At 57.6% G+C, this 20,451-nt stretch carries 17 protein-coding genes; 6 read left to right on the plus strand and 11 right to left on the minus strand.

Annotated features, from left to right (window positions below; translation table 11 throughout):
• Nucleotides 1-172 precede the first annotated feature (172 nt).
• The 3 genes from sucC to brnQ all read left to right on the plus strand — a co-directional run bounded on the left by sucC (nucleotide 173) and on the right by brnQ (nucleotide 3,901).
• A complete protein-coding gene (gene sucC / locus V6L79_RS11285; protein WP_261741573.1) occupies nucleotides 173-1,339 on the plus strand; it encodes an ADP-forming succinate--CoA ligase subunit beta in 1,167 nt (388 codons plus the stop codon).
• A complete protein-coding gene (gene sucD, locus V6L79_RS11290) occupies nucleotides 1,339-2,220 on the plus strand; it encodes a succinate--CoA ligase subunit alpha (protein ID WP_048358600.1) in 882 nt (293 codons plus the stop codon). The genes sucC and sucD overlap by 1 nt, the downstream gene beginning before the upstream one ends.
• Before the next feature lie 367 nt (nucleotides 2,221-2,587).
• Entirely contained in the window at nucleotides 2,588-3,901 is a 1,314-nt protein-coding gene (gene brnQ, locus V6L79_RS11295) for a branched-chain amino acid transport system II carrier protein (protein WP_261741574.1), read from the plus strand.
• A gap of 140 nt (nucleotides 3,902-4,041) precedes the next feature.
• Here the strand turns inward: brnQ and V6L79_RS11300 are convergent, their stop codons facing one another.
• Nucleotides 4,042-4,311 carry a hypothetical protein gene (locus V6L79_RS11300; RefSeq protein WP_261742397.1) on the minus strand — a complete coding sequence of 90 codons (270 nt, stop codon included), beginning with the start codon at nucleotides 4,309-4,311 and terminating at the stop codon, nucleotides 4,042-4,044.
• 233 nt (nucleotides 4,312-4,544) lie between these two features.
• On the opposite strand from V6L79_RS11300, the gene htpG reads away from it, so the two are divergent.
• Both htpG and V6L79_RS11310 read left to right on the plus strand, forming a co-directional pair.
• Nucleotides 4,545-6,449, plus strand: coding sequence for a molecular chaperone HtpG (htpG, locus tag V6L79_RS11305; RefSeq protein WP_338580236.1), 1,905 nt, complete (start codon nucleotides 4,545-4,547; stop codon nucleotides 6,447-6,449).
• 58 nt (nucleotides 6,450-6,507) lie between these two features.
• Nucleotides 6,508-7,236, plus strand: a complete 729-nt coding sequence (locus V6L79_RS11310; protein ID WP_261741576.1) for a dienelactone hydrolase family protein — start codon at nucleotides 6,508-6,510, stop codon at nucleotides 7,234-7,236.
• 182 nt (nucleotides 7,237-7,418) lie between these two features.
• On the opposite strand, the gene yegQ is transcribed toward V6L79_RS11310, so the two are convergent.
• From yegQ to V6L79_RS11355, 9 genes are all read right to left on the minus strand, one after another.
• A complete protein-coding gene (gene yegQ / locus V6L79_RS11315) occupies nucleotides 7,419-8,759 on the minus strand; it encodes a tRNA 5-hydroxyuridine modification protein YegQ (RefSeq protein WP_261741577.1) in 1,341 nt (446 codons plus the stop codon).
• 65 nt (nucleotides 8,760-8,824) lie between these two features.
• Entirely contained in the window at nucleotides 8,825-9,691 is an 867-nt protein-coding gene (locus V6L79_RS11320) for an aldose 1-epimerase (RefSeq protein ID WP_338580237.1), read from the minus strand.
• Between the two features lie 26 nt (nucleotides 9,692-9,717).
• Nucleotides 9,718-10,632, minus strand: coding sequence for a DMT family transporter (locus V6L79_RS11325; protein WP_261741579.1), 915 nt, complete (start codon nucleotides 10,630-10,632; stop codon nucleotides 9,718-9,720).
• Nucleotides 10,633-10,779: 147 nt separating this feature from the next.
• A complete protein-coding gene (locus V6L79_RS11330; RefSeq protein WP_261741580.1) occupies nucleotides 10,780-12,060 on the minus strand; it encodes a TRAP transporter large permease in 1,281 nt (426 codons plus the stop codon).
• The gene (locus V6L79_RS11335) at nucleotides 12,061-12,588 is read right to left on the minus strand and encodes a TRAP transporter small permease (RefSeq protein WP_338580238.1); all 528 of its coding nucleotides are present in this window, start codon (nucleotides 12,586-12,588) and stop codon (nucleotides 12,061-12,063) included.
• Nucleotides 12,589-12,649: 61 nt separating this feature from the next.
• Nucleotides 12,650-13,633 carry a TRAP transporter substrate-binding protein gene (locus V6L79_RS11340; RefSeq protein ID WP_261741582.1) on the minus strand — a complete coding sequence of 328 codons (984 nt, stop codon included), beginning with the start codon at nucleotides 13,631-13,633 and terminating at the stop codon, nucleotides 12,650-12,652.
• A gap of 63 nt (nucleotides 13,634-13,696) precedes the next feature.
• Nucleotides 13,697-14,584 (minus strand): SMP-30/gluconolactonase/LRE family protein, encoded by an 888-nt coding sequence (locus tag V6L79_RS11345; protein WP_338580239.1) that lies wholly within the window; start codon nucleotides 14,582-14,584, stop codon nucleotides 13,697-13,699.
• Nucleotides 14,585-14,632: 48 nt separating this feature from the next.
• Nucleotides 14,633-15,460 (minus strand): NAD(P)-dependent oxidoreductase, encoded by an 828-nt coding sequence (locus V6L79_RS11350; protein WP_321836076.1) that lies wholly within the window; start codon nucleotides 15,458-15,460, stop codon nucleotides 14,633-14,635.
• 178 nt (nucleotides 15,461-15,638) lie between these two features.
• Nucleotides 15,639-16,934, minus strand: coding sequence for an OprD family porin (locus V6L79_RS11355; RefSeq protein ID WP_261741585.1), 1,296 nt, complete (start codon nucleotides 16,932-16,934; stop codon nucleotides 15,639-15,641).
• Between the two features lie 180 nt (nucleotides 16,935-17,114).
• Between V6L79_RS11355 and V6L79_RS11360 the strand changes: the two genes are divergently transcribed.
• On the plus strand, nucleotides 17,115-18,197 hold the full coding sequence (locus V6L79_RS11360) for an AI-2E family transporter (RefSeq protein WP_338580240.1): 1,083 nt from the start codon (nucleotides 17,115-17,117) through the stop codon (nucleotides 18,195-18,197).
• Here the strand turns inward: V6L79_RS11360 and V6L79_RS11365 are convergent.
• Complete coding sequence (locus V6L79_RS11365) at nucleotides 18,194-20,281, minus strand: TonB-dependent receptor domain-containing protein (RefSeq protein ID WP_338580241.1); 2,088 nt, start codon at nucleotides 20,279-20,281, stop codon at nucleotides 18,194-18,196. The two genes, V6L79_RS11360 and V6L79_RS11365, sit on opposite strands and share 4 nt — an antisense overlap.
• Nucleotides 20,282-20,451: the final 170 nt, after the last annotated feature.

Genomic DNA, 20,451 nt, shown 5'->3' on the forward strand with positions numbered 1-20,451 from the left:
CCTCACCGCGGAACTTCCGCCGGACGCAGTCTTGTCTTGTTTGACCCAGGCCCGACTCCGCTCACGCGTGTGTCGGGTTTGTTGAAGCAGCACAAGCAGCAGTCACAGGTGGTGCGGCACTAATAAAAGTGCAGCGCCGAATGCGCAGTACCTAACGAAGACGGTAAAAAGCATGAATCTTCACGAGTATCAGGGTAAGCAGCTGTTCGCTGAATACGGCCTGCCAGTATCCAAGGGTTATGCAGTAGATACCCCGGAAGCAGCCGCAGAAGCTTGCGACAAAATCGGCGGAACTGAATGGGTTGTTAAAGCCCAGGTTCACGCAGGTGGTCGCGGTAAAGCGGGCGGCGTAAAGCTGGTTCGCAGCAAAGAAGACGCTAAAGCATTCGCACAACAGTGGTTGGGCAAGCGTCTGGTGACTTACCAGACTGATGCCGCTGGTCAGCCGGTCACCAAGATCCTGGTTGAATCGTGCACTGATATCGCTAAAGAGCTGTACCTGGGCGCTGTCGTTGACCGTTCGAGCCGCCGTATCGTGTTCATGGCTTCCACCGAAGGTGGCGTGGACATCGAGAAAATCGCTCACGACACTCCAGAAAAAATTCTGAAAGCAACTATCGATCCACTGGTTGGCGCTCAGCCATTCCAGGGTCGCGAGTTGGCTTTCCAGTTGGGTCTGGAAGGCAAGCAAGTTACTCAGTTCGCCAAGATCTTCGTAGGTCTGGCCAAGCTGTTCAAGGATCACGACCTGGCTCTGCTGGAAGTGAACCCGCTGGTTATCAAGACTGACGGCGATCTGCACTGCCTCGATGCGAAAATCAACATCGACGCAAACGCCATGTACCGTCAGGCCAAGCTGAAAACTTTCCACGATCCGTCGCAAGACGATCCGCGCGAAGCGCACGCTGCCAAGTTCGAACTGAACTACGTAGCACTGGAAGGCAACATCGGCTGCATGGTAAACGGCGCTGGTCTGGCGATGGGCACCATGGACATCGTTAACCTGCATGGCGGCAAGCCAGCCAACTTCCTCGACGTTGGCGGCGGTGCTACCAAAGAACGCGTAACCGAAGCGTTCAAGATCATCCTGTCCGACAGCAATGTCGCTGCAGTATTGGTCAACATCTTCGGCGGCATCGTTCGTTGCGACATGATTGCCGAAGGCATCATCGGTGCAGTGAAAGAAGTCGGCGTGAAAATCCCGGTGGTTGTTCGCCTTGAAGGCAACAACGCTGAACTGGGCGCTAAAGTACTGGCAGAAAGCGGCTTGAACATCATCGCTGCTACCAGCTTGACCGACGCTGCTCAACAAGTTGTTAAAGCTGCGGAGGGCAAGTAATGAGCGTCCTGATCAATAAAGACACCAAAGTTATCTGCCAGGGCATCACTGGTTCGCAGGGTAGCTTCCACACCCAGCAAGCCATTGAATACGGCACCAAGATGGTTGGTGGCGTTACTCCGGGCAAAGGCGGTACCACTCACCTGGACCTGCCTGTTTTCAACACCGTGAAAGAAGCTGTAGCTGCCACTGGCGCAACCGCCAGCGTTATCTACGTACCAGCTCCTTTCTGCAAGGATTCCATCCTTGAAGCAGCTTTCGGCGGCATCAAGCTGATCGTTTGCATCACTGAAGGCATTCCTACCCTGGACATGCTGGACGCTAAAGTTAAGTGCGACGAGCTGGGTGTAATCCTGATCGGCCCTAACTGCCCAGGCGTTATCACCCCAGGCGAATGCAAGATCGGCATCATGCCAGGTCACATTCACTTGCCAGGCAAAGTAGGCATCGTGTCGCGTTCCGGCACCCTGACTTACGAAGCTGTGAAGCAAACTACTGATGCCGGTTTCGGTCAGTCGACTTGCGTAGGCATCGGCGGTGACCCGATCCCTGGTTCCAACTTCATCGACATCCTGAAGTTGTTCCAGGAAGACCCGAAGACCGAAGCGATCGTAATGATCGGTGAGATCGGCGGTTCGGCTGAAGAAGAAGCGGCTGCCTACATCAAGGCACACGTGACCAAGCCAGTTGTTTCCTACATCGCTGGTGTGACTGCCCCTGCAGGCAAGCGCATGGGCCATGCTGGCGCAATCATCTCTGGCGGCAAGGGTACTGCAGACGAGAAGTTTGCTGCCCTGGAAGACGCAGGCGTTAAAACCGTGCGTTCGCTGGCAGATATCGGCAAGGCTCTGTCTGAGCTGACTGGCTGGGCTGTCAAATAAGCCTCGCGCTTAACTGACTGCTACACCAGGCAAAGGCCACCTTCGGGTGGCCTTTGTGCGTTCTGGGGTATGCACCTACGGCAGCTGCTACGAAGTAATGCCTATCCCAGCGAAGAAAAACCACACCAAACCATTTTTCGATGTCATTCATGCGACAACTGCGTTCGTTCATCGGACAGTCCGCCCTCTAACAGTGCGTTGTAGGAAAAAAATCGGTAATCTTGCCGCCATTCCGCAGTTCTGCGTGAGCATCCCAAAAGGAAGCCGCGCGCTAGACGGGTTGGACTTATACAGACCGACAGCATTTCCCACATCCGTACGGGAAATTCCCCTCTAAATTCCGATTCAGTAGTGTGGTATTTCCGTAATGAAAGTATTGAAAGGCCAGGACATTCTGGCACTTGGGTTTATGACTTTTGCCCTGTTCGTTGGGGCGGGTAACATCATTTTCCCGCCAATCGTTGGCCTGCAAGCCGGGCCTAATGTCTGGATGGCCGCATTGGGCTTCCTGATCACCGCAGTAGGTCTGCCGGTGGTGACTGTTATTGCGCTGGCCAAAGTTGGCGGCGGCATGGATGCACTGAGCAGCCCGATCGGCAAAGTGGCTGGTGGCTTGCTGGCGGCTGTGGCCTATCTGGCTGTTGGCCCGCTGTTCGCGACCCCGCGTACCGCCACTGTATCCTTTGAAGTCGGCCTGGCACCGTTGACCGGTGAGAGCCCGCTGGCGCTGTTCCTGTACAGCTCGGTGTACTTCCTGATTGTGTTCTTCGTTTCGCTGTACCCGGGTCGTTTGCTGGACACGGTAGGGCGCTTCCTTGCTCCGCTGAAAATCATCGCGCTGGCCATTCTCGGCATTGCTGCCGTTGCCTTGCCTGCAGGTGATGTTGGCGTTGCGACCCCTGAATACGTCGCTGCACCGTTCTCCCAAGGTTTTATCAATGGTTACCTGACCATGGATACACTGGGTGCACTGGTGTTCGGCATTGTGATCGTGAACGCCATTCGTTCCCGTGGGGTTGAGTCGCCGAAGCTGATTACCCGTTACGCAATCATTGCCGGCCTGATCGCCGGGGTTGGTTTGGCGCTGGTGTACATCAGCCTGTTCCGCCTGGGCGCGGGCAGCCATGAAGTGGCAGCGGGCGCAACCAATGGCGCGGCAGTACTGCATGCCTACGTACAGCACACCTTCGGTTCGCTGGGCAGCGGTTTCCTGGCGGTGCTGATCGCTCTGGCCTGCCTGGTAACGGCTGTTGGCCTGACGTGTGCCTGCGCTGAATACTTCAGTAAGGTATTGCCACTGTCTTACAAGACGCTGGTGATTATCCTTGCCGTGTTCTCGCTGGCCGTGTCGAACCTCGGTTTGACGCAGTTGATCGCGTTCTCCATCCCGCTGCTGACGGCGATTTACCCGCCGTGCATCGTGCTGGTGGCCTTGAGCTTCTGCAAAGGCCTGTGGCATGCGCAGGCGCGCATCGTTGGCCCGGTAATGCTGGTTTCGTTCCTTTTCGGTTCGATCGATGCGCTTAAAGGCGCTGGCCTGGGCGGTTGGATTCCGGCCCAACTGGCTAACATGCCATTCAGCGATCAGGGCCTGGCGTGGTTGGTGCCGTGCCTTGTGACCCTGCTGGGCGCAGTTGTCTGCGACCGTCTGCTGGGCAAGCGTCAAGAAGCACTCGCGTAATATCCGGATCGCCAAAAGCGTTACCGGATACATAAAAAAGCCCTGCATCTAACGGATGCAGGGCTTTTTTTATGGCTGTGTGTTCAAACACAACAAAGCCCGCATAGCGCGGGCTTTGTTTTGCATCACAAAAAGCGCTGTTACTTGCTTTCTGGAGTTGCCACTGGAGCTGCAGGAACAGCTGGAGCGGCTTCTTCAGCAGCAGCTTTGTTGGACTCGGCCTGAGCTTTGGCCGCTTCGGCATTTTCTTTCGCCGCGTCGTTCACTTTGTCCTGGGCTTCAGACATTTTTTCTTGAGCTTGCTCAGCGTGCTGAGTAGCGTCCTGAGCTTTGTCTTCGGATTTTTTATCGCAGGCAGCGAGGCCAAGCGAAGCAGCCAGCATCAAGGCAACAGCAAAAGTATTACGCATGGGGTGTTTCTCCTTATGAGTAGATCTACGGGGCGTTTGAGCGTTGTCCGATAGCTTAAGTTCCATGCTCGTACACATATATAAGTAAGGCATCGTCCGTTGAAAGTATTGGTAAAAAACCGATGCAACCTCAACAGGCCTTGAAATCTTAACCTAGGGCCCCAACTTTCATCACATCCCGCCACCAACCCATCAGGGCGTGGCTCATGCCATCTAATCGGAGTTTGATAACAATGAGCGTGGAAACTCAAAAGGAAACCCTGGGCTTCCAGACCGAGGTCAAGCAACTGCTGCACCTCATGATCCATTCGCTGTACTCCAACAAGGAAATCTTCCTTCGCGAATTGATCTCGAACGCCTCTGATGCTGTCGACAAATTACGTTTTGAAGCACTGTCCAAGCCTGAGCTGCTCGAAGGCGGCTCGGATCTGAAAATCCGTGTGAGCTTCGACAAGGACGCCAACACCGTCACCCTCGAAGACAACGGTATCGGCATGAACCGTGACGACGTGATCACCCACCTGGGTACGATTGCCAAGTCCGGTACTGCTGACTTTATGAAAAACCTTTCGGGCGACCAGAAAAAGGATTCGCACCTGATCGGTCAGTTCGGCGTGGGCTTCTACTCGGCCTTTATCGTCGCCGACAAGGTTGACGTCTACAGCCGCCGTGCCGGAAGCCCTGCAAGCGAAGGCGTGCACTGGTCCTCCAAGGGCGAAGGCGAGTTTGAAGTCGCGACCGTTGAAAAAGCCGATCGCGGCACCAAAATCGTGCTGCATCTGAAGTCCGGCGAATCCGAGTTCGCTGACGGCTGGCGCCTGCGCAACATCATTAAAAAGTACTCCGACCATATCGCCTTGCCGATCGAGTTGCCTAAAGAGCAGGCCGCTGCCGAAGGCGAAGAAGCACCGGCACTGGAGTGGGAAACCGTTAACCGTGCAAGTGCTCTGTGGACCCGTCCTCGTACTGAAGTCAAGGACGAGGAATACCAGGAGTTCTACAAGCACATTGCCCATGACTACGAGAACCCGCTGGCCTGGAGCCACAACAAGGTTGAAGGCAAGCTCGAGTACAGCTCCTTGCTCTACGTACCGGCCCGCGCTCCGTTCGACCTGTACCAGCGTGAAGCGCCTAAAGGCCTGAAGCTGTATGTACAGCGTGTATTTGTCATGGATCAGGCCGAGTCGTTCCTGCCGCTGTACCTGCGCTTTATCAAAGGCGTGATCGACTCCAACGATCTGTCGTTGAACGTGTCGCGGGAAATCCTGCAAAAAGACCCGATCATCGACTCGATGAAAACGGCGCTGACCAAGCGTGTGCTCGACATGCTGGAAAAACTGGCGAAGAACGACCCTGAGAAATACCAGGGCTTCTGGAAAAACTTCGGCCAGGTGATGAAAGAAGGCCCGGCTGAAGATTTCGCCAACAAGGAAAAAATCGCCGGTCTGCTGCGTTTCGCTTCGACCCACGGTGACGACGGTGAGCAAAACGTTTCACTGACCGAATACTTGGCTCGCGCCAAGGAAGGTCAGGACAAGATTTACTACCTGACCGGCGAAACCTACGCACAGGTCAAGAACAGCCCGCACCTCGAAGTCTTCCGCAAGAAAGGCATCGAAGTACTGCTGTTGACCGACCGTATCGACGAGTGGCTGATGAGCTACCTCAGCGACTTCGACGCCAAGAGCTTTGTCGACGTGGCTCGTGGCGACCTCGATCTGGGCAACCTGCACTCCGAAGAGGACAAGAAAGCCGCAGAAGAAGTGGCCAAGGCCAAAGAAGGTCTGGTTGAGCGGATCAAGGCAGCCTTGGGCGAAAGCGTCAGCGAAGTGCGTGTATCGCACCGTCTGACCGACTCTCCAGCGATTCTGGCTATCGGTGAGCAGGACCTGGGCATGCAAATGCGCCAGATCCTCGAAGCCAGCGGTCAGAAAGTGCCTGAATCGAAGCCGATCTTCGAATTCAACCCGGCTCACCCGCTGATCGAGAAACTCGATGCAGAGCAGAGTGAAGAGCGCTTTGGCGACCTGTCGCACATCCTCTTTGATCAGGCAGCCCTGGCAGCCGGTGACAGCTTGAAAGACCCTGCGGCTTATGTCCGTCGGCTGAACAAATTGTTAGTAGAGTTGTCGGTCTAACCGCGCTATAAAAACCCGCTTCGGCGGGTTTTTTTTGTTTTGAGTTCAGGAGTTTTTAATGAAATCAATTACGGTCAGTTCAGTGGCCTATCAAATCGACGGCCAACCTTACGAAGGCCGCCTCGCTTTTGACCCGAGCCGAGAAGATCCGCTGCCGGGTTTGCTGATGGCGCCCAACTGGATGGGCATCAGCGAGGGCGCCGAAGAGATCGCCAAGTCGGTAGCCGAGCAAGGCTATGTGGTGTTGATCGCCGACCTGTACGGCCAGGCCATCCGCCCAACCAACGCTGACGAGGCGGGCGCTGCAATGATGCCGCTCAAGAATGACCGTGCCTTGCTGCGCAAACGGATGTGGGCCGCCTATGACATGCTGAAAAATCAGGGACTGGCCCAGGTCGACAGCAGCAAGCTGGCAACCTTTGGCTTCTGTTTTGGCGGCTGCTGCTCGCTGGAGCTGGCACGTAGCGGTGCACCGCTGCAGGCTACTGTGTCTTTCCACGGCTCGCTCGATACGCCTAACGCTGTCGATGCGAAGAGCATCAAGGGTTCGGTGCTGGTATTGCACGGCGCATCTGATCCATTGGTGCCAAGCGAACAGCTACCGGTGTTTGAGGCCGAGATGAATGCAGCGGGTGTGGACTGGCAGTTGACCAGCTACGGCGGCGCAGTGCATTCCTTCACCGACCCGCACGCCAACGTGCCGGGCAAGATGATGTACGACGCCAAAACCTCCAGCCGGGCGTTTACCGCCATGCACAACCTGCTGGATGAAGTGTTTCGCGATTGATATCAGGGCTGTTCATGTAGCCGCTGTCGAGGCACGAGGTCGTTAACCTTGACGACTGCTGCGCAGCCTCGCGCTGCTCGTCAGCGGCTACAGAGATACTTCAAGTGTGGGAGCGAGCCTGCTCGCGAAGATCATTCGCGAGCAGGCTCGCTCCCACTGGGGCTTGAACTGGAACAGAGTATCTACAGGGATCGCGTCATGGTTTCGCTCACGGTCAAATCCCGCATCAGCAACCCATACTGCAAATCCACCTGCTCGGGAATCGGCAGGTACACCGTGTGACCGTCACCCGGTGCCACCTGGGTCGGCAAGCCTGCGCTGTTGTGCAGTCGGTCCAGATCAAAGTGGTAGTTGCCTTTGGGTGTCATCAGCTCCAGATGGTCGCCCAGGGCAAAACGGTTTTTCACCTTGACCTCGGCCAGACCGTTGCGCCGCTCGCCGGTCAACTCCCCGACAAACTGCTGGCGGTGCGATAACGAACTGCCATGCAGGTAGTTCTGGTACTCATCGTGTACATGCCGACGTAAAAAGCCCTCGGTATAGCCACGCTGGGCCAGTGACTCCAGATCCGTCATCAAGCTGCGGTCAAACTCACGGCCCGCCACTGCATCATCAATCGCCTTGCGATACACCTGAGTGGCCCGTGCGCAGTAGAAGTGGGACTTGGTCCGGCCTTCGATTTTCAGCGAGTGCACGCCCATCTCGGTCAGCCGCGCCACGTGCTGCACGGCACGCAGATCCTTGGAGTTCATGATGTAAGTGCCGTGCTCGTCTTCGAACGCGGTCATCGGTTCATCCGGGCGTTGGGATTCGTGCAGCACAAACACTTCATCGGTGGGTGCGCCTACACCCAGGGTTGGCTCAACCACATTGACGATATTGCCCAGCTCGTTTTCCGTGGCCGGTTTGGTGTCGTACTTCCAGCGGCAGGCATTGGTGCAACTGCCCTGATTGGCGTCGCGCTTGTTCATGTAGCCGGACAACAGGCAGCGCCCGGAGTAGGCCATGCACAGCGCGCCATGCACGAAAATCTCCAGCTCCATGTCCGGTACTTGCTGGCGAATCTCTTCGATCTCTTCCAGCGACAGTTCGCGCGACAGGATGATCCGGCTCAAACCCTGCTGCTGCCAGAACTCGACACTGGCCCAGTTCACCGTATTGGCCTGGACCGACAAATGAATCGGCACCTGCGGGAAGTTTTTGCGCACCAGCATGATCAGGCCCGGGTCAGACATGATCAGCGCGTCCGGGGCCATGGCAATTACCGGTTCCAGATCCTTGAGGAAGGTGCGCAGCTTGGCGTTGTGCGGGGCAATATTGACCACTACGTAAAAGCGCTTGCCTTGGGCGTGGGCCTCGGCGATCCCAATAGCCAGGTTGGCGTGGTCGAATTCGTTGTTACGCACCCGCAGGCTATAGCGTGGTTGGCCTGCGTACACCGCGTCGGCACCATAAGCGAAGGCATAACGCATGTTTTTCAGGGTGCCGGCTGGGGCGAGAAGTTCGGGCGGGGCAAGGTGCATAGTCAGGTCGTTCGCAAAAAGGCGCGATGGTAGTCGAGCCTGACTGCCTGATTATTGACCTGGGTCTATAGGTTGAGCTTGAAGCTGACACTCATGCGGGTGGACTGTCCCTTATGCAGCAGCGTAAGCCCTGGGTGGCCCGGCAGGTGGTGGGCATTGACCGGATGGCTGACGGGTTCGAAGCAGAAGAAGTCCTCTCCCGGCGGGCAATACACCAGGCAGTAACGGCTATCTGTTGCTTGACACTCCAGCGAGTAACCCAGATCCGGCTGACTGATCATTGCACTGCCATCCCACTCGGTAAAGCAGTTATCGAGTCGGGTTTGCGGCAAGCGGTTGCTCTGGTTGAAATCCCATTGCGCTGGCAGCGCTGCAAGCTCCGTGGGCAGGCCCTGGGTATCGCACAGCCAGACTTGTGCGGTCTTTGCCTGCAACCGGGTGTTGGCGGTGCGTGGCAGATACGGGTGCAGACCCAGGCCATGCCAGGCGGCGCGCTCGTCCTGATGGGTAACGCTCAGTTCGATACATAGCTGGCCGTCACTCAGGGTGTAGCGCAACTGGGCGCGGTACGCAAAAGGGCTGGAACTGTCCAGTTGCAAGCAGGCATGCCGCGGGCTGTGCTCGATCACGCTCCAGGCCTGCTGCCAGGCGCTGCCATGAATGGGCAGGGGGCCGGGAGGGTTGTTGGGCTCCAAGGCAAACCAATGGCCGGCGCCATCGAAGCCTCCACTCCCTATCCGGTTCGACCAGGGCACCAGCGGATAACAGGCCAATGCGTTGGCCGAGTGGGTGCTGAGGGCGTCGCTGGCACTTGGGCGCAACAGTGGCAAGCCGCTGGCGATGATGCTCCAGTCCAGGATGCTGCCACCCACTTGCGGGGCCAGGGTCAGCCGGGTCAGGCCGTCTTCAAGGGTCAATAGCACTTGGGGCATGGGACTCTACCGTTAAGGAGGACAGTTCAATCGGCGGTACGGCGCCAGGTGAGCATCACAATACCCGCGACCACGATCAGGCCGCCGATTATTTGGCCGCTGCTGAGCAGTTGATCCAGGATCAGCCAGCCAAACAGCAGGCTCGCCACGGGCTCAACGTTCATTACTGGTGCGTTGCGGGCCATGTTCAGGCGCGTCATGCAGATAAACAGCAGGCAGAACCCTAGACCATACAGCGCAACCAGACAGGCCAGAGCCGTCCAGCCGGTGGACGAGGCGGGTAGCGACACGCCGCCCGGTAGCACGCCACTGACCCCGGCCAGGGCTGCGGCACAAAACACAATCAGCATGGTCAGCATGCTGCGCACCGTGCCGCGTAGGCTCGAGAGTTTGTGATCGGTGATCCAGAGCGCACAGGCGAATACAGAGGCGGCGGCAAAGCCGAAGAGGATCCCTTCAAGCCATTGCGCTTCGGTAGTGCCCTGGCTGGACAGGCGTTCGGGCACATCCAGGGCAAATACCAGACCGCACATGATCAGCCCCATCAGCAGCGCAGCCCGCCGGGTAGGTGCGGCGCCGCCCAGAGCCCAGGTCAGGAGCACCAGCAGAATGGGCGCCACGTTGGCAATCAACAGCGCCAGTGCCACGGGAATCCGCGCCACCGCCGAATAGATAAAGAAGCTTTGCGCCGCGATCAGCAGCCCCAGCAGCAATTGCCAACGCCAGTTGGCGGGGGTCAAGCGAGGACGTTCGCGCTGCCACAACACCAGGCTGGTCAATACCAGCAAGGTCACGCCGGCGCGGCATAGAATGGCCAATAACAGGCCGGTGTCGTGGTCGAAGGCTATCCGGGCGGCGATATGGTTGCCCGCAAATGCACAGGCCAACAGTACCAGGATCAATACCGCGATATGACGGGGGAACAAAGCAGGAGCAGACATAAGCAACCAGCCTCCTTGGCTGGAAATAAAACCTCTTGGATAACCTTTGTGGAAGCGGGCTTGCTCGCGATGGAATCGCTGCGGTGTATCAGCGACACCGCGTCGTCTGCATCGCGAGCAAGCCCGCTCCCACGGGCAGGGTGTGGTTTACAGCACCATGCTTGGCAGCCACAGAGAGATGGCCGGAACGTAGGTCACCAGCATCAGCACCATAAACAGCGCCACGTAGAATGGCAGCAGTGCCTTGACGGTGCTTTCGATGGACACCTTGCCCACGGCAGCCCCCACGAACAGCACTGCGCCCACCGGCGGTGTAATCAGGCCGATCCCCAGGTTGACCAGCATGATCATGCCGAAGTGCACCGGGTCGACACCGATGCCGATGATCACGGGCAGCAGGATCGGGGTCAGGATCAGAATCAGCGGTGCCATGTCCATCACGGTGCCCAGCAGCAGCAACATGACGTTGATGCACATCAGGATCACGTAACGGTTATCCGACAGCGTCAGGAACGCTGTGGTGATCTTCATCGGGATTTCCATCAGCGTCAGGATGTAACCGAAGCTGGCGGCGAAACCGATCAGGATCATCACGATGGAAATGGTCCGTACCGCCCGGTGCATCAGCTTGGGCAGGTCGCGCCATTTGTAGTCGCGGTAGATAAACATGGTGACGAAGAACGACCAGAGCACGGCGATGGCGGCCGACTCGGTGGCGGTGAAAATGCCCGACAGAATACCGCCGAGGATGATGACCATGGCCATCAGGCCCCACATCGCGTCACCGGCGATTTTCAGTGCCTGACGCAGCGGGATCACTTCGCCCTTGGGGTAATTGCGCTTGCGCGCGAAGATCATGCACAGGCCCATCATTACCGCACTGAGTAGCAGCCCGGGCATGATCCCGGCCATAAACAGCGAAGCAATCGACACCGTGCCGCCAGCAGCCAGGGAGTACAGCACCGAGTTGTGGCTCGGAGGGGTGAGCAACGCTTGTACCGAGCCGCTGACCGTCACCGCCGTAGAGAACTCGCGGGGGTAGCCTGCACGTTCCATTTCTGGAATCAGTACCGAACCTACAGAGGCGGTGTCGGCCACCGATGAACCGGAAATCGCGCCGAAGAAGGTCGAGGCCACAATGTTGACCAGCGACAGGCCGCCGCGCACAAAACCCACCAGTACCCCGGCGAATGCCACCAGCCTGCGCGACATGCCGCCCTCGGCCATGATCGCACCCGCCAGTACGAAAAACGGTATCGCCAGCAGGGAGAATTTGTTTACGCCGCCTGCAACCTGAATCATCAGGGCATCGAACGGGATATCGATCCACCAGGCCCCGACCAATGCCGACAGGCCCAGCGCATAGGCGACCGGCATGCCAATAAGGATCAGGGCGATAAAGCTGCCCAACAGTACGAAAGCGTCCATTTATACGGCCTCTTCGCTGGCTTCTACGATGTCGAACCGCACGGCACGGCGGTGGCTTTGGTCACCCAGGAAGAGTTTTTCCAGGACGAAGGAAAGAGTCACCAGACCGCCTATAGGGATCGGTAAATAGGAGATGCCTACCCTCACGGACGGCATCTCACCGATAAATTGATTCCAGGTGGTCGCACACAATTTAAAACCCTTCACGGTCATGAACAGGCAGACGATCACCATCAGTATTTGCACCAGCACAGCAACCGTGGAGCGCAGGTGCTTGGGCATGCGCTCCACGGCCATCGCCACGGCCATGTGGGCCCCGGCACGGTAACTGGCGGCGGCACCAAAGAAGGTAAATACCACCATCAACAAAATGGCGGTGGGCTCGGGCCAGCTGGAGCCAGTACCCAGCACGTAGCGGGCAAAAATGCCCCATGGAATGATCAGGGTCATGGTCAGTACCGACAGGCCGGCAATCCCGATACAAACCCGGTACAACATGTCGTTCAAGCGCAGTACGGTATTTTTCATGGGGCTCACCACGCGGCGGAAAACGGGCTGGCGCCCGTCACCGCGGCATTATCGGGCTGACTTATTGAACGGCTTCAATACGCGAGATCAGGTCTTTGTAGTCCGCACCATATTTGTCACGCACTGGCTGAGTCGCGTCGTAGAAGGCTTTTTTCTGTTCTGGGGTGAGGGTGATGAACTCAACTCCACCGGCCTTGAGCTTGGTGATGCTGTCGGCGGTTTTCTTGTCCCAAAGCACGCGTTCTTCAAACTGCGCTTCTCGGGCCAGTTTCTGCACCAGGGCTTGCTGCTCCGGGGTCAGCTTTGCCCAGGTGGACTTGGCCATCACGATGGGCTCGGGCAGGATCAGGTGATCGGTCCAGGTGAAGTATTTGGCGTTCTGGTAGTGGTTGTGTTCAAGAAAGGTGGGCGGGTTGTTCTCTGCGCCATCGATGACGCCTGTCTGCAAGGCGCTGAAGATTTCGCCGGTCGCCATGCCGATGCCATTACCGCCCATGTCGTTAATGGTTTGAATAAATACCGGGTTGCCCTGGACGCGAATTTTCATGCCCTTGAGGTCGCCGATCGCGCGTACTGGTTTCTTGGTGTACAGGTTGCGGGTGCCGCCATCCATCCAGGCGAGTGCGACCATGTTGAATTCGGAGTTGGTGATTTTATCCAGCATCTCCTGGCCGATTTCACCGTCGATGACTTTGCGCATATGGGCCTGATCGCGGAACACGAACGGCAGGTTGAAGGCGTTGGTTTCCGGCACCACGGGGCCGAGGATGCCGAGGCTGACACGGGTCATCTGCACGGCACCGGACTGGAGCTGTTCGACCACTTCTTTCTCTGAACCCAGTACCCCTCCGGCAAACATCTTGAAGGAGATATCGCCGTTACTCTGGGCTTGAAGCTTCTTGCCCATTTCCTGCTCAGCCACCACAGGCGGGTAGCCTGTGGGGTGTACTTCGGCAAATTTGATTTTGATTTCGGCCTGGGCTACGCCTGACAAGCAGAAGGCCAGCGGGAGTGCAGCAATAAGCAGGGTGCGTTTGAAATCCATGGGTCACTCCAAATATTGTTTTTTTTATATCAAGGTGTTGGATCAGCAGTGTCGGCAAGGCAGTCAATTGTTGAATTCGGGCTCCGGCAGCCCCTTGACCCCCGGGCTGAGAGCGAACACGCCCCCAGCCAGCGGTTGGTCGCTGGTATCGCCCACAGGACGAATCGAGGTGACAAACAGGGTGTCCAGATCTGCGCCGCCAAAGGCACACATCGCAGGTTTTTTCACGGGGACGGACAGTGAGCGATCAAGTTTGCCGTCCGGCGTAAAGCGGTGGATCAACCCGGCATCGTTGCCGCAAATCCAGTAACAGCCATCGGCGTCGACAGCAGCGCCGTCGGGGCGACCCGGGTGTTCGGTCATGTCGACAAACAGGCGGCGGTCATGGGGGATACCGGTATCGGTGTCATAGTCGAAGGCCCAGATTTTCTGCACATCGGGGTGTGAGTCCGAGAGGTACATGGTTTTGCCGTCAGGGCTAAAGGCCAGCCCGTTGGGCACAATAAAACCATCAAGTTGCGCTTTGAGCGGTTCGACCTGGCCTGCGCTGTAGCGGTACATAGCGCCCACCGGTGCCCCTGCGGCCATGTTCATGAGCATGGTGCCCGCCCAGAAACGCCCTTGGCGGTCGCAGCGGCCATCGTTAAAACGCATCTCTGGCAGGGTGTGGGTCACGCTGGCCAACAGGCGGCTGTCGAGGCTGCCATCGGCGTGTGGCGTGATAGCAAACAGGCCGTTCTCCATCGCGGCGACCCAGCTGCCATTACCTGCCTGAGCAATGCACGCGAGCATTTGCGAGGTTTGCCAGCTTTGGCTTTTGCCATCGGCGGGGCTCCAGCGATGCAAGCGCTTTGCCGGGATATCCACCCAGTAAAGTGCCTGCTGCGCAGTGCTCCAGACCGGGCTTTCGCCGGTGGCGTTGCGTGCATCGAGAATCAGTTCAGCAGTCATGGCGTCTCGATCCTTGTCCGTATTCAGTGTTATGAGCGGGGGCGCGGTTTACTCGTCCCCGAACGGACCTGCCGCAACGAAGGCTCCGCCCTGGTAAACCATGCTCGGATCATTGGCCGCAGGCATCGGCTGGGCCTCGATCTTTTCGCGGAATACTTCTGAGGTGTCGTTGGGCGCAAAGCCCAGGTGCGCGGCGAAACGGTTGTCCCACCACACCTTCAGGTTGTTTGAGGCGCCATAGACCACGGTATGACCAACATTCGGCGTGTACAGCGAGCGCTCGATCAATTGCGTAAGGTCGGCAAAGCTCAGCCAGGTACTCATCATTCGGCGGTTCTGCGGCTCGGGGAACGAGGAGCCGATGCGGATACTGACGGTCTGGATGCCATAGCGATCGAAATAAAAAGTGGCCATGTCTTCGCCATAGGACTTGGACAGCCCGTAATAGCCGTCCGGGCGACGCGGGGAGTGGGCATCCAGGGTTTGATCCTGTTTATAGAACCCGATCACATGGTTGGAACTGGCGAAGATCACGCGCTTGACGCCATGCCGGCGTGCCGCTTCGTAGATATGGAAGATGCCGCTGATATTCGGGCCGAGGATTTCTTCGAACGGACGTTCTACCGAGACCCCGCCGAAGTGCAAAATTGCGTCTACGCCTTCAACCAGTTGGTGAACAGCGTGTTTGTCTGAGAGGTCGCAGAGCTGTATTTCTTCATGGCTGTCGACAGCAGGTGCCATTTGGGCGATATCAGAGAGGCGCAAAACCTTGGCATAGGGCTTCAGGCTTTCGCGCAGTACCTTCCCCAGACCGCCAGCGGCACCGGTGAGAAGAAGGCGATTAAAGGGAATTTGGGCGGTGCGAGTAGTTGGCATCAGATATCCCTGTCTTTCTTGTTATTGTCATCTGTTGTCGTATGACTTGATTGGATTATTCACAGCCATTGCGGTGCTTGTCAATGCAAAATCCGCTGTGGGAGCAAGCCTGCTCGCGATGGTTTCAATCAGTGATGCCATCGCGAGCAGGCTCGCTCCCACAGTCCGAGAGGGCCGCTTAAAGCAACGACAACGGATAGCTGATGAAAATGCGGTTTTCGTCAAACTCGTGAGCGCTGTAGTCGCGACGGATGCTCGCGTTACGCCAGCGCATGTTCAGGTCTTTGAATGTGCCGCTTTGCACGGTGTAGGCCAGTTCTGATTCGCGGCCCCATTCCTTGCCGTCCGTGATGGTGCCGGTGTGGATGTTACTGCCGCTGATGTAGCGGTTCATCATGGTCAGGCCAGGCACCCCAAGCACTGCAAAGTCCAGATCGTGGCGCACTTGCCAGGAGCGTTCCTTGGCTAGGTCGTAGCTGGAGTTGTAGCTATCGTTGGCCAAGGTGCCGCCGCTGGTGCCGTTGACGCGGAACCAGCCATCGTCGCCGCTGATTTTCTGCAGGCCGACATACAGGGTGTTGCCTTTGTATTTGGCCGAAAGCAGGGCGTAGGCGGTTTTGTTGTCCAGATCGCCGGCCAGTTTGTTGCCGTCTTCCTTGCCCCAGAAATAACCCAGGTTCGCGCCCAGGGTCACATCGCCGATGGGCTGGCTGTGCAGGACGTTGAGGAATTGCTGCTGGTAGATATCTTCCAGCTGGGCGTACCACACACCGACTTGTGTGCGCTTTTCGTTGAAGCTGTAATCACCGCCGGCAAAGTTGAAGCGGTCGGAGGTAAAGGCGCCTTTGCCGTTGAGCGACATGTCTTCCATGCTCGCGTCGTTACGCGGGCTGTTGGCGCGGAACTGGCCGCCATAGAGGTTCAGACCGGCGAACTCTTTGGAGGTGATCTGACCACCACGAAAGGTTTGCGGCAAGGAACGACCATCGTCCGAGCGCAGAATCGGCAGTACTGGCATCCATTCGCCGATTTTAAGCTCCGTATTGGAGATTTTGGCTTTGGCCGCGACGCCCAGGCGGCCAAAGTTATCGGCCGGTTCGCCATCGCTATGGGTCGGCAACAACTGTGTACCGACAGTGCCTTTACCGCCGTCAAGCTTCTGCGAGTAGAGCCCCAGCACATCCACCCCGAAACCGACGGTGCCCTGGGTAAACCCGGACTTGACGTCGAGAATGAAGTTTTGTGTCCACTCTTCAGCTTTGCTTTGCGGATAGTCCGGGTTGGTGTAGTTGCGATTGATGTAGGCGTTACGCAGGGTCAGCGTGGCTTTGGTGTCATCCACAAAACCTTCGGCCATACCGCTCAGCGGCAGGGCCAGGCCCATGCTGCCGAGTCCGAGCAAAACCAGCGATCGGGTGTTTCTAGGATTTTTTTGGCGAACGTGAAGGTCGGGGGCGCAGGTAGGTGTGATCATCCGTGGAGCTCCTTGGACATTATTATTTTTGTTATCTGTTGTCATACAACTGCATGGATTTTTTACAGAGTGTGCACAGGGTTGTCAATGCTGCAGGCACGGCGTTTTTGGTGGCCACGGGCGTAGACAGCTACACTGCGTCCATTCCAGGCACTCGCGGCTTACTGACATGGACGGCACATGAACGAAACAAGTCTTCAACGCAAAACCCTGCTGCTGTTGCTGACCTTGGTCACGATTGCCTTTATCTGGATTTTGCTGCCGTTTTACGGCGCGATTTTTTGGGCAGTAGCGCTGGGCATTCTGTTTGCCCCCATGCAACGCAAGGTACTGCTCAAGTTCAAGGGACGGCGAAATCTGGCCACCTTTACCACCTTGAGTGTCTGTACGCTGATTGCAATCTTGCCTGTGATCGTCACCACCGCCTTGCTGGTGCAAGAGGTGGCGATGCTTTACAGCGATGTTCAGAGTGGCAAGATCAACGTCGCCAGCTATGTCATGCAGTTCGAAAATATTCTGCCGGTTCATCTGCAGGAGTGGCTTGACCGCTTTGGCCTGAGCAGCATCGACGGGCTCAGCGAGAAAATCGCCAAAGGCGCGTTGGAGGGCAGTCAGTTCTTTGCTACTCAGGTATTCAACTTTGGGCAGAGTACCTTTGAGCTGGTGGTCAGTTTTTTCATCATGCTCTACCTGCTGTACTTCTTTATCCGCGACGGTCAGTCCATGGTGCGCATGATCCGCAATGCCATACCAATGGCCGAGCAGCACAAGCGCTTGTTGCAAGTCACATTGCGGCGCGTGGTCAGGGCTTCGGTCAAAGGCAACCTGGCAGTAGCCGTCACACAAGGTGCGTTGGGCGGGCTGATCTTCTGGCTGCTGGGCATCCATAGCGCGCTGTTCTGGGCGGTGCTGATGATGTTCCTGTCCTTGCTGCCAGCCGTGGGTGCAGGCATCGTCTGGGCGCCGGTGGCGGTTTACTTCCTGATCACGGGTATGGTTTGGGAAGGGGTGGTGCTGGCGCTGTACGGAGTCTTTGTGATTGGGATGGTGGATAACGTGCTGCGCCCGATCATGGTTGGCAAAGACACCAAAATGCCGGATTTCCTGATTTTGATCTCGACCTTGGGCGGCATGGCGATCTTCGGCCTCAATGGCTTTGTGATCGGGCCATTGATTGCCGCCCTGTTCCTGTCCAGTTGGGGATTGTTCAGCGGCACTCGCCGCAAGGTGCGATTGCCTGCCGATATCCAGCCCGGTGATTAACGGAAACTGTACGAGACCCCGACGTAGGCACCCATGCCTTCGCCGGGTGTAGAGCGTGCAGCATCTTTGCCAGCGTCGTCATAACCCGGTGTCACCGTAGCTGCGTAGTGCTGATTAGTCAGGTTGCGCAGGTCGAGCCAGGTTTGCCAGTCCTGCTTGGGGGAGTTGTAGCCCAGCGTTGCGCCAAACAGCATGTAGGACGAGGCGTAGTACGAGTTGGCGTAATCCACCGCCATGCGCGAAGCCACCTGGGTGTTTACCCCGGCATAGAAGCCTTGCGGGTGGTCGTAACGGATTTGCCCCTGGTAGTAGTGCTGCGGGATGCCCGGTAGTTTGTTATCACCAAAGCGCGCGTCATCGCGGTAATGGAAATCGCTGAAGGTGTAGGCCTGGCGCAGCGAGACCTTACCGATTGCGTCACGCTCCCACAGCAGGCTGTTCAGGCCCGCTTCGAAACCTTGGTGCACGGTCGGGCTGGCGTTGTATTCACCGACGATGGGTGCTTCGATCTCAACGGTCAGTAACTCATGGCGCACGGCCGAGTAATACCAGGCCAGATCCCATTTCCCTATCCATGACTCGCCACGTGTGCCCAGTTCAAACGTGGTAGCTGTCTGGTTTTGCATGGCTATCGGCGTGCTTTGACGGCCAGCAGACGGACCGCTTGAGTCCGGGAAGCGGTACGGCGAACTCCAGATCATCGACCAAGGGTGCGGCGGCTCAACCGAACGGCTCAGGTTGCCGTACACCTGCAGGTTCGGGTTGAACTCATAGCGCAGGCCGACACGGGGCGCGTAGTCCCAATCATGCTGACTGACTTTGCCACCGCTCTCGGGGTAACTCACATCGCTTTCGCGGCGGGTATAGATCAGGGCCATGCCGGTGGTCAGCCACAGGTCGGGGATCAGCTCCAGATCGTTGCTGGCGTGCAGCACGCTGTCCGAACCCTGGTAGCTGAAGTCACGAGTCTTGGTGCCGACCGGGTATTTAGTCGAAATACGTACAAATTCCGATGCCCCGCTATTGGGCAAGTGTTTGGTATTGCGCAGCCCCACCGTGGTTTTGCTTTCGAGGCCGAACAGGGTGTCGCGGCGCTTGTAGTTCAGCGTGCCGCTGACATCGGTATAAGCCACTTTGAGACGATTCGGACCTTCGCGCAGATCCATCGGGTAGTCGTGATAGACCAGGCCCACTTCCAGTTGTGAGTCGTCATCCAGGTACATCGTGGTCTTGTTGCCCAGCCATGTACTGCCGGGTTGCGGGCGGGTGTAGTCACCGCTTACATAGGCCGGGTTGGCTGCGCGGGGGTGATGCTTGATCTGTTCTTTGGTCACGCGCCCGGCCAGTTCGTTGTCCGTTTCGCGATAGCGCAGGTAGAAGCGGGTTTCCAATTGCGGGCTGAAGCGATAACCGACGTTGGCGGCGATGCCTTTGCTGCTGCCTCGGGTGTGATCCTGATAGCCATCGGTGTCAGAGTCCGTCAACGACACGTAGTAGTCGAGGTCGCCCAACACTTGCCCGGAACTGATCTGACGCTTTTGATAGCCGTAACTACCTGCTTCGTAGCGCACTTGCAGCGGTGCTGCGTCGTAGCCGGTGTGAGTGACGTAGTTGATTGACCCGCCCAGGGCCAGCGAGCCGGTTTCAAAACCGTTGGCACCGCGCAGTACTTCGGCGCGGCTCAGCCACAAGGGTTCGAACAGCTCGTATGGGGTGCCGCCGGGGCCGGTGAGCGGCAGGCCGTCGAACATCACATACAGCCCGGAGCCGTGGGCGCTGGGGGCACGATTGATACCCGAGCCGCGCACCGAGACCTTGGCCCCGTCATTGCCTGCTGATTGCGCATAGATCCCCGGCTGGTAGGCCAGGACATCGGCATTGCTGGCAGTGCGGCCGCTCTCGACGCGGGTCATGTCGATCAGGTTGCTGGCGCCTGGGATCTCATTGAGCGCGTTTTGAGCGGCTTGCAGCTCGCTGCTTTCTTCGCTGCGCACCTGCACTTCGCCCAGCTCCAGGGTACTGCCGTAGGCGGGGGCGGTGCAGATCAGCGCCAAAGGTAAAAGTGAAGAAAGGGCAGGACGCATTAATGGAACTTCCAGATCGATGGGCGGGCGGCGCGCCAGCCTATACAAGCCCGGAATCACTCGCAACTGTCACGGGCTGCAATCCAGTTGTGGGAGCGAGCCTGCTCGCGATGCTACAAGCTCACGTTTTTTCGGGATTTTTCGCACAGGTTTGGCAATTGCTGGGGCCT

The sequence above is a fragment of the Pseudomonas sp. ML2-2023-6 genome (assembly GCF_037055265.1).
Lineage (GTDB): Bacteria > Pseudomonadota > Gammaproteobacteria > Pseudomonadales > Pseudomonadaceae > Aquipseudomonas > Aquipseudomonas kulmbachensis.